Raw genomic sequence first — 13,085 nt, 5'->3', positions numbered from 1 at the left:
TCCTCGGGTGTCCGGCACGTCCGCGCACCCGCGAGCGAGACTACTGGGGCGGGCCGACGGTGCCGCTGCCCGACCGGGTGACACCGTCCCACAGCCCCTGTGCGGCGAGCCCGACCTCCTCGCCGGCGGTCACGAGCAGCGCACCCGGCGTGTTGAGCATGCCCCAGGCGCCGCCCACCTCGAAGGCGCCGTCCATCCGCGCGGAGAACCGGTCGCCGAACGCGGTGCCCTGCATCGCGTCGTTCATGGTCGTGCCCGCCGCGGTCCCGACGTCCCACGAGGCGCCGAGGGCGGTGCTCGCGAGGCCGAGCCCGGGGACGAACCCACCGGCGCCGAGCACCGCGGAGACGGCGTTGTTGACGGTCCCGTGCAGGTCGCCCGTCGTGTGCGCGCGGTACACCCCGTACACGTTCGAGGCGACACCGAGCGCGGCGGCGCCCTGGAGCACACCGCCGACGGCGGGACCGATGTGCGCGCCCTGCATGATGCCGTGCGCCCGGTCGAGCACGCGGTACGACGCCTCCCGCGTGATGTTCGTCCAGCGCGACGCGGCGCCGGCCATCAGCACCGCGTCGGTGGCGTTGGTCGCCCGCCCGATCCACTTCAAGGCGGTGTCGGCGATGTCGTGCGCGAGGTCGACGTCGGCTCGGACCTCCTTCCACGTCCGGCCGGCGGCGCCGGTCGTCGGCGCGGCGCCGGACGCGCCGGTCGTCGCCGCGGAGCCGGACCCGCCGGACACACCGCTCCCGTGGTCCTGCTCCGCCGCTTCGTCGAGCAGTCGGCGCGCGGCCCCCTCCAGGCTGACCGCACAGGTCAACAGCGAGCGCGCGTGCTCCGTGCGCCACTGCTCCCGCGTGCGGTCGGCGTCCGCCCCTCGCCACACGACCGCGTCGAGGTCCCGCCCCGTCCGCTGCGCGCAGGCGGTCAGCGTCTGTGCGGCGTCGTGCAGCGCGACCGCCTGCGTGCGCAGCGCGTCGGTGTCGGCCCCGTGCAACCCGGTGCTCATGGAAGCCCCTCCTGTCGTTCGCTCCGCGCCGAGCCTCCCCGAGCACCGCACGATGCGTCGAGCGGCGCCGGGGTGGAACGTTCCGGCGCGTGCCCTGCGGTCAGCGCGACCGTCCCGCGGACGCGGCGAGGGCGTGGTCGTCGGACGGCGACCCGGTCGTGGGCGTGGCGCTGGCGGCGGAGTCGATCGCCGCGGTGATGGGCGAGGGCCGGAAGCCCTTGACGACGAGGTACACGCCGAGGGACAGCTCCCAGATCGCGATCGGGAGCACGAGCAGCCCCCAGATCGGGGAGTCGCTGCCGGCGAACATCTGCGCGCTGCTCGCGACGACGAGCGGCGGCGCCCCGACCAGACCCAGCGTCGGGAGGGCCCTCGGCACGAGGCGCGACCGGTACAGCAGCGTGCCGAGCAGCAGCGCGTTGAACGCCGGGAGGTACGCCTGCCCCATCCGGAACCAGTCGTGCAGGGCGACGAGCGCCTGGCCGGTGACGTCGGCTGCCGGGCCGACGCCGGACTGCCGCAGCGTCACCACGGAGAACAGGGCGACGACGCCGCCGACGATGGTCGCGGCCTCGAGGATCCGCGTGCCGACGAAGCCGAGCGCCAGAGCGCCGTCCTGCCGTCTGACCACCGGGTACAGCACGACGGCGGTGCCGATGCAGGCGAGCGCCACGACCAGCTCGAGCACGCCGCCCAGGATCACGGGGCCGTCGGGTCCCAGTCCGGAGACGTAGCCGGGCTCGTGCACCGGCGCGTACAGCGCCAGGGTCGGGATCGAGACGAACGTGAGCAGGTAGAGCGCTCCGGCGACGAGAGCGGTCCGGCGTGTGGAGGTCATCGGGGTGCGGGGGCGGTCGGTGCTGGGCATGGCGGTTCTCCTCAGAGGGTCTGGCGCGGTGCGGGAACGACAGCGTGGGACGGGCCGGTGGTCGGGATGACCGAGACCAGCGGCAGGCCGAGGTCGCGCAGCTTCTGGAGCAGGCCGTGGAGCGCGGCCTGGTCGACGACGGGACCCTGGATGACCGTGACGCCGTCGCGGGTGTCGCTGAGCGTCATGCCCTCGAACCAGGTGCCCCATCGCGCGTCCAGACGACCCTGGACGCGGATCTCGTAGCACCCGGGTGCCTGCTCGTCCGTCGGCATGCCCGGAACGTACGGGCGGACCTGGTGAGCGCGGATCACCACACCTGGTGATCTGTGGTGGTGAACCCGCGTCAGGGCAGCAGATGGAGCTCGCGGGCGCGCCGGACCGCGGCCCGGCGGCTGGTCACGCCGAGCTTGGCGTAGACGGCCTTGGTGTGGCTGCGCACGGTGTGGAGCGAGACGACGAGCTCGCGAGCGATGCCGGGGCCGTCGAGGTCGCCGCCGAGCAGTCGCAGCACGTCGAGCTCGCGCGGGCTCAGGGGGTCGACCAGGCTCGGGCCCGCCTCGGGGGTGGAGCTGGTGCTCAGGGCGTCCAGCAGCCGGCGGACGTACGCGCCGTGCGGGGACACGGCCTGCAGCAGGGCGGTCAGGCGGGGGCCTTCGTCGACGAAGACCCGGACGTAGCCCTCGGGCTCGGCGAGTGCGAGCGCGCGTCGCAGTGACGTCACCGCTCCCGGGAGGTCGCCGCCTGCCTGGGCGGCGAGCGCCTGGAGCATCAGGATCTCGATGAGGCTGCCGGTCCTCCCGCCGCCCTCGGCCGCCGGGGCGAGCCGGCCGAGCAGCGCACCGGCCAGGTCGAGGGCATGGGCACGGTGCTCGGCCGTGGGCTCGGTCGCGTGCTCGGCCGCGTGCTCGGCCAGGAGCAGCCGCGCGAGCGTGACGTGCTCGAACTCGCGCAGGTACGTGAGCTCGTCGTCGGCCGTGAGGCCGCGGTCCCGTGCCCAGCCTCGCGCCGTGGAGAGGTCGCCCTGCGCGATGCGGACCCGTGCACGCCACGCGGCGACCGGCTGCGTGTCCGGGAACATGTCGCCGACGTACGCGGCCTGCGCCTCGTCGAGCAGCCGGAGCGCGCCGGCCAGGTCGCCCTCGGCGATGCGGACCCGCGCCGATGCGACCCCCCACCGGTGCCGGTTCTGTGGCAGGGCTGCCGGGGCGCCGAGGTCCTGGCTGGTCCGCAGATGGCTGCGGGCGGCCTCGAGGTCGTCACGCTCGCGCAGCAGCACGCTGAGTCCGACGTGCATGTCCGCGGCGCCTCGCAGCGGCGGCGGACCGTGCTGCGTCGCGATCCGCAGCCCTTTCTCGTACGCGCCCGCGGCGTCGCGGAGACGACCCTGCGTGGCCCGGATGTCGCCGAGCGCGATGCAGCCGCCGAGGACGTCGGCTTGGTGACCGGCCGTCTCCAGGGCGGCCACGGACTCGACCCACCAGCGGTGACCTGCGTCGAGGTCGCCGAGGCTCCAGTACGCGAGCCCGAGCAGCCCGGCAGCGGCGCCCCGCTCGAGCGGGACCTCGTCGCCGACCACCTCGAGCACGCGCCGTGCGTGGGCGATCGTCCCGGCGACGTCCCCGTGGACGGTCGCCTGTGCCGCACGGAAGAGGGCAGCCCCGGCCCGGACCGTGCGCAGGAGCTCGGGGTCCGCTGCTCGCGCGTCGGCTCCGGCCAGCCAGTCCTCGGCGTCGCGCAGGTGCTTCTCGACGCCGTCGAGCTCGCCGTGCTGGAGGCGGACGCCCGCGGCGGCGAGCGTGAGGACGGGGCGGGCGCGGACGGTGTCGTCGGGCAGGGCGTCGAGCGCGCGGCGGAGGGTGGCCTCCCGGCGTTCCTGGCGCATCGCCGGGAGAGCCACCTCGAGCAGGTCGGCGGCGCGCCCGAAGTCCCGGGCGGCGAGGGCGTGCCGCAGCGCTTCGGGCTGGTCGTCGTGCTGCTCGCACCAGTCGCTCGCGCGCCGGTGCAGCGTGGCGACGCGATCGGGCTCCTCGGCGAGGAGGTGTGCCTGCAGCACGTCGGCGAACAGGTGGTGATACCGGTACCACCGGCGGCGGTCGTCGAGCGGGACGAGGAACAGGTTCGCCCGCTCGAGGGACTCGAGCGTGGCGATGCCGTCGTCCTGGCCGGTGACGGCGTCGCACAGGGGACCGGTCAGCCGGCTCAGGACCGAGGTCTGCAGCAGGAAGGCGCGGACGTGCGCGGGCTGGCGTTGCAGGACCTCCTCGACGAGGTAGTCGACGACGTAGCGGTCGTCCCCGGCGAACCCCGCGATGAACCCGGTGGCGTCGTCGCGGCCCTGGAGCGAGAGCGCGGCGAGCTGGAGGGCGGCGATCCAGCCCTCGGTGCGGCCCTCGAGGGCGGCGACGTCGGCAGGGGTGAGGGTCAGGTCCATGACGTCGTCGAGGTAGGCGCCGGCCTCGTCGAGCGTGAAGCGCAGGTCGGCGGCGCGGACCTCGACGAGCTGGCCGCGGGCGCGGAGCCGGGCCAGCGGCAGCGGCGGGTCGGCGCGGGTCGCGACCACGACGTGGACCTGCGACGGGAGGTGGTCGAGGAGGAAGGCGAGCCCCTCGTGCAGCTCGGGCGTCTCGATGACGTGGTAGTCGTCGAGCACCAGGACCAGGTCTCCGGGCAGGGCGTCCAGGTCGTTGACGAGCGTGGCCAGGACGGTGTCGACCGGAGCCTGGCCGGACGCGAGGAGTGCCTGTGCCTGCGCGCCGACGCCGGGTGCGGCCCTCTGCAGGGAGGCGACGACGTAGGTCCAGAACACGGCAGGGTCGTTGTCCCGGGCGTCGAGCGCCAGCCAGGCGACGGACCGGCCCGACGGCGGGTCGGTCGGAGGGTCGGTCAGCCAGGCGGTGAGCAGGGTCGTCTTGCCGAACCCGGCGGGGGCCGAGACGAGCGTGAGAGCAGCTTCCCAGCCTGGAGCGAGGCGTTCGATCAGGCGTGACCGTGCGACCTCCGCGCGGCGCCGCCGGGGGAGGTGCAGCTTGGTCGCGAGCAGCGGGCCAGCCATGACCATCTCCTCGGTCGGTGTCCGGGCCACCGACTGATGGTGCCAGAGTCTCGAGCCTCGCCCGTGTACCGACGCGGAGCGAGGACCGCCATCTCTTGACCGGTACAGAAGGCGGGGTTACTGTAGCGGTACAGAAACACCGAGAGGAGACGCACGATGGACCCGATGCCGATCAGCGTGCTGATGTCCCGCAAGGCGACGCTACGTCACGTGCACAGCGCCGAGCCCGATGCCCCCGTCGTCGAGCCACGGGCCCGCCGGGAGCGCCGCCCGCGCGCCGTGCGCACCCGAGGTGCCCTCGCCGCGATGCTCCGGCGCGCGGCAGAGGCCATCACACCCCCGCCGGTGTGCGGGGACGGCCGCCGAGAGGTCGGGCACGCAGCATGACGGCCGCCACGCACCTCGCGGACGCCTACCCTGGCTCGTATGGCACGAGCGAGGATGGCGCCGTGGGGCGTGTGACGCTGCAGACGATCGCGGACCAGGTCGGCGTGAGCCGGATGACGGTCTCGAACGCCTTCTCCCGGCCCGACCAGCTGTCCGCCGAGCTGCGGGCCACGATCCTGCAGGCGGCCGACGAGCTGGGCTACGTCGGCCCGGACCCGTCGGCCCGGAGCCTCGCGCGCGGGACCACGGGAGCAGTGGGCGTCCTCCTCACCGAGTCGGTGGGCTCCGCGTTCCGGGACCCCATCGCGGCGGCGTTCTTCGGCTCGGTCGCACAGGAGCTCGCACCGACGGGGCTCGCCCTGGCCCTGCTCCCGTCGGTCGAGTCGCCGGACCGCATCCCGGCGCGCGACATCCCGATGGACGGCGCGCTCGTGTACTCGTGCGCCGGTGACATGGCGCCCATCAACTGGCTGGTCAAGCGCAAGCTGCCGCTGGTGTTCGTCGACCAGGCGCCGCTGCCCGGCTCGTCGAGCGTGCTGCTCGACGACCGTGTGGGGGCGAGGGCCGCCGCGCAGCACCTGCTCGACCTCGGCCATCGCCGCATCGGCATCCTCACCATCGCCAACGACCGGCCCGCGGGGATCGCCCCGGACCCTGCGACGGCCGGGGTCGGCTACGTGTCCCGCGAACGTGTGGAGGGCTGGATGAGCGCCCTCGGTCCGGCGGGCGCCGACGTCACCGTGGTGCACCTGCCCGACAACACCGAGGCGAACGCCGAGCTCGGCACGCGCACGCTGCTCGCGCTCGACGACCGGCCCACCGCCATCCTGTGCTTCTCGGACCTGATCGCCTGGACCGCCGAACGCGTGGCCCGGGGGCTCGGCGTGCGGGTCCCCGAGGACCTGTCCGTGGTCGGGTACGACGACAGCCCGATCGCGCGACGGGCGCAGCCCGCGCTCACCACCGTGCGGCAGGACCTGGAGGCCAAGGGCCGGGCCGCGGCCACGGCCCTCACGCGCGCCATCGCCCGGTCCCGCGGGGACACGAGCGTCGGGGAAGGGCCCGACGCGGTCCTCGTGCCGACCGAGCTCGTGGTCCGCGACAGCACCGGCCCGGTCCCGACCCGGGTGTAGCGGCGCGCCGGACGGCACCCGTGCCGGCCCTGCACGCGTCCCGACCGTCTCTCGACGTCGCCCTCTGGACCGGTCGGGCCTGGATGCCTGCGTCCCGACCGTCCCTCGACGTCGCCGTCGACGTGTCGGCCCTGCCTGCCTGCGTCCCGGCCGTCCCTCGACGTCGCCGTCGACCCCGGGCTCGGCAGCGCCCCCCGCGTGCAGCAGCGGCGCGTCTCGTGAGATGCCCGTTGTGGGTGCATATGGGCGATTGATACCGTTTTGCTCCTGCCCGGGAACCGATCCACGGAGGCCGCGATGCTCGCGTTGCTGCTGATCCTCCCGGCGGTGGCGGCACTGGCGATCGTGCTGCGCCGTGACGGTCTCACGTCGCTCTCTCGCGTCCGGGTCCGCGGTGCGCCGTGGGCGGCGGCCGGCGCGGCCGTCCAGGCGGTACGCAGCGCACACCCCGACTGGGCCGCCGGCGTCCTGGATGCTGCGGGCGGCGCACTCGTGCCGCTCGCGCTCGGCGGGTGCGCCGTCGGGTTCGCTGCCGCCAACGCTCGTGCGGCCCGCGGCGCGGTGCGCGTCGCGCTCTCCCTCGCCGCGACGGGCGCCCTGGCCAACGCACTCGCGACCGCGCTCAACGGCGGCATGCCGTTCTCCGTCCCCGCGGCGCGGTCCGTCGGCCTCGACGTCACCGGGGCCCCGGGGCACGTGCCGCTCGACGCGTCGACGCTCGTCGTGCCGCTGGCGGACCTGGTCCCGGTCCCCGGCGTGGCGATCGTGTTCAGCGCGGGCGACGTCCTGCTGTGGGTGGGTCTCGCTGCCGCACTCGTCCTGGTCGCCGCTCGCCCCACAGCTCCCGGCGTCCCCGCCGGGGTGCACGAACCCGTCCCGGTCGCGGTCTGCGCTGCGACACCCGTCGTCACGAGGAGCACACCATGAAGAGGCCCGCCGTCACCCGCGTCTATGTGGTCCTGTCGAGCATCGCCGTCACCGCTGCCGCGGTGTACGCGTTCTCCGCACCGTTCCCCATGACCAACTGACCGTCGCCGCAGCAGCGGGCAAGCCGTCGCGTCGCCCGTCACGAGGACGGACCATCTCGTCCCGCCGCTGGCCGGCCTGGTCTCGGTGCCCGGGGTGGCGATGGTGTTCAGCGCCGGTGACGTCCTGCTGTGGGGGTCTCGCCGCCGCACTCGTCCTGGTCGCCGCTCGCCCCACGGCTCCCGGCGTTCGCGCCGGGGTGCACGAACCCGTCCCGGTCGCGGTCTGCGCTGCGACACCCGTCGTCACGAGGAGCACACCATGAAGAGGCCCGCCGTCACCCGCGTCTATGTCGTCCTGTCGAGCATTGCCGTCACCGCTGCCGCGGTGTACGCATTCTCCGCGCCGTTCCACCAGACCAACTGACTAACGCCGGGTAGGACCGTGCCGTCGCGACGCCCGTCACGACGACGGACCTCCCGCCCACAGCTCCCGGCGTCCGTGCCGGGTCGCACCACGCCATGCCCGTCGCGGCTGCCGCTGCGACACCACTCGTCACGAGGAGCACACGTTGAAGAGGTCCGCTGTCACCCGCGTCTACGTCGCCCTGTCGAGCATCGCCGTCACCGCTGCCGCGGTGTACGCGTTCTCCGCGCCGTTCCACATCACCAACTGACCATCGCCGCTGCGGCGCCGGTCACGAGGACGGACCGCGCCTGACCGGGTGGTGCGGCGCAGCGACGTCGCACCACCCGGCCACGGGGCCGGCGGCCCCGGCAGGCGAAGGCGGACAGCGGCGGCGAGGCCGGGCGCTGCGAGCGGGTCGCGGTCCACCCCGCCCACGCGGGCGGCGTGACGGTCGCAGGCGCGACGATCAGTCGGTCGCCACCCCGCACGCCGCGACGATCAGTCGGTCGCCGCCCCGCACGCCGCGACGAGGAGCTCGGCCGCGCGCCGGATCTCGTCGATCTGAACGGGATCCAGCCCGAGCCGCTCGACCATCGTCGTCGGGATGCCGACCGCCGAGGAGCGCAGGTCCCGGCCGGTGTCGGTGAGCACGATGGCGAGCGCGCGCTCGTCGTCCGGGTCCCGCTCCCGCCGGACCAGCCGCATGGTCTCCAGGCGGCGGACCAGGGGAGACGTCGTCGCCGGCTCGAGGTGCAGCAGCGCAGCGAGCTCCTTGAGCGAGAGCCGGCCGTACTGCCACAGCGCGAGCATCGCGAGGTACTGCGGGTGCGTGAGGCCGAGCGGTGCGAGCAGCGGGCGGTAGAAGCCGACCAGGCTGCGCGCCGCGGCGGAGACGGTCAGGCAGACCTGGGCCTCGACGGCGAGGGGGTCGGCCACGGTATCGCTCATGGCCAGAGAATACGTCGTGGGCGTATAGTGAGTGCACTAACGATCTGGAGGACGCATGGCCGAGCGGCGGCGCAAGGACCTCACCGAGTGGCTCCTGACCTACCTGGGACCGGCTCAGATCAGCCCGGTGCGCGCCCCGGGGAGGGCGCGCACCGACGACGAGCGCGAGAGGGACCATCGCCTGCGGGTCGAGTTCGAGCGGGTTGCCGGTCCTGGCGGGCGGTCGTTCCTCGTCGAGCGTCCGGCGGGCCGGACCGACACCGGCGCCTAGGTCGACGCCGCGGCGCCCCCGCAGGTGCACCGGTGCGGCCGCATCGAAGCGGATCTCCCGAGCCGCGCCTCATGGTGTGCATGGACGCGTGATCGGGAGCCGACGGAACGGGACGTGCGTCCCGCCGTCCGAGTGAGGCCTGCCCGATGGTGGTGGAACCGCCGCTAGAGTGTGCGCCCGCCCGCCCAGGAGCGGCGTGGGCCGAGCCGGCCGCCGAGTGACGGGACGCCACGCGTGCGCATCAACCCACCGCCGGGCTGGCCGGTCGAGCCGGGATGGGAACCGCCGAGGGGCTGGCAGCCCGACCCGTCCTGGCCACGGCCGCCGATCGGGTGGCGGACATGGATCCCCGACGACCCGGACGTCGTGGTCCGGCGGGAGCGGGTTCGTGCGGTCGTCGTGCTCGGCGTCGGAGAGGTCCTCACGCTGGCCGGTGCGCTGAGCGCCGCCGTCGCCGCCCTCCGCGGTGAGGCGCAGGCCGGCTGGGTCGCGCTCGCCCTGCTCGGCGTGCTGGTGGCGGTGATCGGTGTCCGGATGCTCCGTGCAGCCCGCCGGGAGGGCGTTCCTGGACCTGGCCCCCGCCTGCGGTGGGCGCTCGTGGCCGCGACGGTGGCAGCCGTGGCACTCGATGCCGGCGCCGGCGCGGTCGTCGTGCAGACGGCGCGGCTCTCCCCGACAGAGGGCACGTGCGCGCGCGTCGACGCGGAACAGCTCGTGCACCTCGTGCTGTGCACCGCGCCGCACGACGTCGTCGTGGAGCGTCCCGTCGCCGACCCGGCGGAGTGCGCGCAGGGCATCGCGGCCTGGTTCCCGGGCGAGTGGTACGCCCTCTACGAGGACGCGTGGGTGTGCCTCCTGGACCCACACCTGACCGCGCCCGACGGGACGCTCGTCGAGGGCTGATCCCGCCGGCTCGCAGCACGACCAGGGCCGGTCTGCCGAGAGCACCCGCGGCACGGAGGGAGACACACCTCAGTCGACGCGGACGTCCAGGCCCATCGCCTCGACGATCACCACGGCCTGCGGAAGGGTGATGACCGCCCGGCGCAGCTCGACCGTCGACAGGTCGATGCCGACCAGGTCGCTGCCCCGCAGGTCGCAGCCCGTGAGGTCCGCGCGGTGCAGCGTCGCGGCGGCCAGGTCGCAGTCCCGCACCGTCGACCCCGCGAGCTTGACGCCGGTCAGGTCGGCCTCGTTCAGGCGGACTCCCCGGAACGTCGCGGAGCGGAGATCGGCGGCCGGCAGCTCGACGAACGACCAGTTCCCGCCGTCGACGCGCATGATCTCGAACGTGCACCGGTCGAACACGCTGCCGATGAGCTTGCAGCGCTCCAGCCGGGTGTCGAAGAACGTGACGCCGTTGAAGGTGCAGTTGCTGAACGCCGTGTCGACGTGGACGGACGCGTTGAGCTTGACGTTGCGGAACGTGCAGCCGTCGAACACCGCGCCGGTGGTCCGCACCTCGGTCATGTCGACGTCGACGAACGCCACCTGCTCGAACGTCTGGCCAGACAGCTCCCGGGCGTACCAGTCCTCGCCACGGACCGTCGAGGTGGTCAAGGGGGTGGCGCCGCCGTCAGCCACGGCGGTCCTCGTCGATGGTCATCCGGACATCCTGGCGTACCGGGCCGACACGGGCGCCCGAGCGGACGACGGCCCCGGGGAGGTCCGGGGCCGTCGTCCGCAGGTCGGGAAGGTCACCGGTCGTGGTGCGGCGGCCCCGGTGCCGGAGCAGGAGCGGGCGCCGGGGCGTCCGGGTCGAGCCGGAGCGCGTCCCGGATCGTGAAGAACAGGTCCGTCTGGTCGGTGAGGCCGACCACGTTCGCCGCCCGCGGGCCGTACGCGGCGATCCGCACCTGCGTGCCGGTGTGGTCCTGGGAGCCGCCGGTGTCGGCGGTGCCGTACGCCACGGTCATCGGCTTGCCGTCAGCCGTGAGCAGTGTCCGCGTGAGGCCGGGCGTCAGGGTGTTCGGGTACACGATCTGGCTGGAGTGGCCGTGGTCCGCGGTGACGACGACCAGGGTGTGGCCGTCCTTCGTCGCGAAGTCGAGCGCCGCCTGCACGGCCTCGTCGAGGTCCACGGTCTCGCCGATCTGACCGCACGGGTCCGCCGCGTGGTCCCGCTTGTCGATGCTCGCGCCCTCCACCTGCAGGAAGAAGCCTTTGCGTCCCTTGCCGGCGGTCAGCAGCGAGATCGCCTTCGTCGTCATCGCCGTGAGCGTGGGCGTCGTCGCGGTGTACGCCGGGTTCGGCGTGCAGGTCACGGGCGCCTCGGTCCCGCCGGTGTGCGTGGCAGGCGGCCCCACCCAGCGGACCGGGAGGTTGCCGGGGGCGAACAGGCCGAGGAGGGGCGCACCCTGGTCGGCCTGCGCGACCGCATCCAGGCCTGCCGCGTCCGTCACCACCTGGTACCCGCGGTCCTTCGCCTGCTCCAGCAGGCTCTTGCCCGCCCACGCGCCCGCGACCGCCTGCTCACCGAACGACGTGGCGCCGCCGCCCAGCGTCACGTCGGCCCGCGCCGAGATCAGCTGCTCGGTGATCGAGCCCGGTCCACCGTTCTGGAGGGCGTTCGTCGGGCACTTCGCCGTGGTGACCGTCGGGGCGTAGCAGGACCGGTCCGTCACGTGGGCCACCTGGACCGCCGGGGTGGCGTCCTGCAGCTCGGCGGTGCTGACGTCGCCGGTGCGCAGGCCGTTCGCGCGGGCGATCTCGAGGAGCGTGCGCTGCGGCGTGCCGTGCACGTCCACGGAGATCGCACCGTTGTACGTCTTGGTGCCGGTCGCCCAGCCCGAGCCGGACGCGGCCGAGTCGGTCACGTAGTCGGGCTTGCCGTCGACCTTGTCCAGCGCGTACGTCGTGTACTGCCCGGTGAGCGGGAGCGCGTCGATCCCGGGGAACCGGCCGGCGGCGCCGTACTGGTAGTTGCGGGCGAGCGTGATCTCCGAGTCGCCCATGCCGTCCCCGATGAACAGGATGACGTTGCGCGCCGGGCCGCCCTTGATCGCGTCCCTGACGGCGGACGTCTGGTCGCCGGTGAGACGTCGGGCCGCGCCGTTGCCGCTGACGTCCGACGTCGTGGCCCAGGCGGTCGCACCGCCGAGCACGAATGCGACAGCGGTCACCGCCGCCGTGAGCGGACCGGCAGCTCGTGTCCTCATGGGTGGTCCTTTCGAGGTTCGTCCCCTGGTGCGACGGACGCCGCGGCAGGAGTCGACAGGGTGAAAGTGACCGCCGGGTGAGGGCAGAGCGAGGACGGGGCGAGGTCGGGAGGAACAGGACGCGACGGTCAGGCCGCGGGGCCCGTCTCCTCGAGGAGCCGGAGCGCGGCGCTGACGCGCGGGTTGCGTCCCGGGTCGGTGTCGATGCCGAGGGTCGCGTACATCGCGTTGACGTGGTTCTGCACCGACTTCTCGGTGATGCCCAGGCGTGACCCGATGCCGGCGTTGGACAGCCCCGCGGCCAGCAGGCGCAGCACGTCGTACTGCCGGTCGGTGAGCCGTGCGACGGCCGACCCGGCCCGGGGCGTCATCCGTGCGAGCAGGGCCGGGTCCAGCACCGTCTCGCCGACTGCCGCGGCGCGCACGGCTGTGACCAGGACCTCCTCGCTCGTCGAGGACGTCTTGGACAGGTAGCCCCACCCGGCGGCCACGTCCCGGGGCAGGTCGAGGAGCAGGTCCATCGCGTCGTGCGCCGACAGCAGCAGGATGCCGAGGTCGGGCTGCGCCCGCCGCAGCGTCACACCGAGCGCGATGCCGTTCCCGTCCGGCAGGTCGATGTCGAGGACGGCCACGTCGGCGGCCCCGGGACGCAGCACGCGCGTCGCCTCCGTGACGGTCCCGACCGCGGCGACGACGCGGAGTCCCGGCGTCTCGTCGAGCGTCCGCTCCAGCATGGAGCGGAACAGCGGCTGGTCTTCGACCACGGCGACGCGCACCGGGACCGGGCGGGGATCAGTCATCGTCGCCAGTATCGTCTGCGCCGTGGCGCCCTGCGTGCGGCACGCCACGGATCGCGGGTGGTCGGAACGCCTCCCGCGCCGGTCG

At 74.1% G+C, this 13,085-nt stretch carries 13 protein-coding genes; 5 read left to right on the top strand and 8 right to left on the bottom strand.

Annotated features, from left to right (window positions below; all coding sequences use genetic code 11):
* Nucleotides 1-40 precede the first annotated feature (40 nt).
* The 4 genes from ACVW07_RS08395 to ACVW07_RS08380 form a co-directional block, all read right to left on the bottom strand.
* Nucleotides 41-1,006: a hypothetical protein gene (locus ACVW07_RS08395; protein WP_456818794.1), complete on the bottom strand. Its 966-nt coding sequence runs from the start codon at nt 1,004-1,006 to the stop codon at nt 41-43.
* A 100-nt stretch (nt 1,007-1,106) separates the two neighbouring features.
* A complete protein-coding gene (locus tag ACVW07_RS08390) occupies nt 1,107-1,874 on the bottom strand; it encodes a DUF4386 domain-containing protein (protein ID WP_456818793.1) in 768 nt (255 codons plus the stop codon).
* 11 nt (nt 1,875-1,885) lie between these two features.
* Nucleotides 1,886-2,149, bottom strand: coding sequence for a hypothetical protein (locus tag ACVW07_RS08385; RefSeq protein ID WP_456818792.1), 264 nt, complete (start codon nt 2,147-2,149; stop codon nt 1,886-1,888).
* A gap of 71 nt (nt 2,150-2,220) precedes the next feature.
* Nucleotides 2,221-4,929: a LuxR C-terminal-related transcriptional regulator gene (locus tag ACVW07_RS08380; protein ID WP_456818791.1), complete on the bottom strand. Its 2,709-nt coding sequence runs from the start codon at nt 4,927-4,929 to the stop codon at nt 2,221-2,223.
* A 156-nt stretch (nt 4,930-5,085) separates the two neighbouring features.
* Between ACVW07_RS08380 and ACVW07_RS08375 the strand changes: the two genes are divergently transcribed.
* The 3 genes from ACVW07_RS08375 to ACVW07_RS08365 all read left to right on the top strand — a co-directional run bounded on the left by ACVW07_RS08375 (nt 5,086) and on the right by ACVW07_RS08365 (nt 7,376).
* The gene (locus tag ACVW07_RS08375; RefSeq protein ID WP_456818790.1) at nt 5,086-5,316 is read left to right on the top strand and encodes a hypothetical protein; all 231 of its coding nucleotides are present in this window, start codon (nt 5,086-5,088) and stop codon (nt 5,314-5,316) included.
* A gap of 62 nt (nt 5,317-5,378) precedes the next feature.
* Entirely contained in the window at nt 5,379-6,449 is a 1,071-nt protein-coding gene (locus tag ACVW07_RS08370; RefSeq protein ID WP_456818789.1) for a LacI family DNA-binding transcriptional regulator, read from the top strand.
* Between the two features lie 297 nt (nt 6,450-6,746).
* On the top strand, nt 6,747-7,376 hold the full coding sequence (locus tag ACVW07_RS08365) for a DUF5317 family protein (RefSeq protein ID WP_456818788.1): 630 nt from the start codon (nt 6,747-6,749) through the stop codon (nt 7,374-7,376).
* 945 nt (nt 7,377-8,321) lie between these two features.
* Here the strand turns inward: ACVW07_RS08365 and ACVW07_RS08360 are convergent.
* Complete coding sequence (locus ACVW07_RS08360) at nt 8,322-8,771, bottom strand: MarR family winged helix-turn-helix transcriptional regulator (protein WP_456818787.1); 450 nt, start codon at nt 8,769-8,771, stop codon at nt 8,322-8,324.
* A 55-nt stretch (nt 8,772-8,826) separates the two neighbouring features.
* Between ACVW07_RS08360 and ACVW07_RS08355 the strand changes: the two genes are divergently transcribed.
* Together ACVW07_RS08355 and ACVW07_RS08350 are read left to right on the top strand one after the other, a co-directional pair.
* A complete protein-coding gene (locus ACVW07_RS08355; protein WP_456818786.1) occupies nt 8,827-9,042 on the top strand; it encodes a hypothetical protein in 216 nt (71 codons plus the stop codon).
* 234 nt (nt 9,043-9,276) lie between these two features.
* The gene (locus ACVW07_RS08350) at nt 9,277-9,945 is read left to right on the top strand and encodes a hypothetical protein (protein ID WP_456818785.1); all 669 of its coding nucleotides are present in this window, start codon (nt 9,277-9,279) and stop codon (nt 9,943-9,945) included.
* Nucleotides 9,946-10,014: 69 nt separating this feature from the next.
* Here ACVW07_RS08350 and ACVW07_RS08345 read toward each other — a convergent pair whose 3' ends face one another.
* The 3 genes from ACVW07_RS08345 to ACVW07_RS08335 form a co-directional block, all read right to left on the bottom strand.
* On the bottom strand, nt 10,015-10,626 hold the full coding sequence (locus ACVW07_RS08345; RefSeq protein ID WP_456818784.1) for a pentapeptide repeat-containing protein: 612 nt from the start codon (nt 10,624-10,626) through the stop codon (nt 10,015-10,017).
* A gap of 113 nt (nt 10,627-10,739) precedes the next feature.
* Complete coding sequence (phoA, locus tag ACVW07_RS08340; protein WP_456818783.1) at nt 10,740-12,200, bottom strand: alkaline phosphatase; 1,461 nt, start codon at nt 12,198-12,200, stop codon at nt 10,740-10,742.
* Between the two features lie 128 nt (nt 12,201-12,328).
* Nucleotides 12,329-13,000 (bottom strand): response regulator, encoded by a 672-nt coding sequence (locus tag ACVW07_RS08335; RefSeq protein ID WP_456818782.1) that lies wholly within the window; start codon nt 12,998-13,000, stop codon nt 12,329-12,331.
* Nucleotides 13,001-13,085 lie beyond the last annotated feature (85 nt).

The sequence above is a fragment of the Cellulomonas sp. URHB0016 genome, from assembly GCF_054057935.1.
Note: the sequence above shows the minus strand (reverse complement) of the source record. Positions and strands in the feature narration are given on the sequence as shown.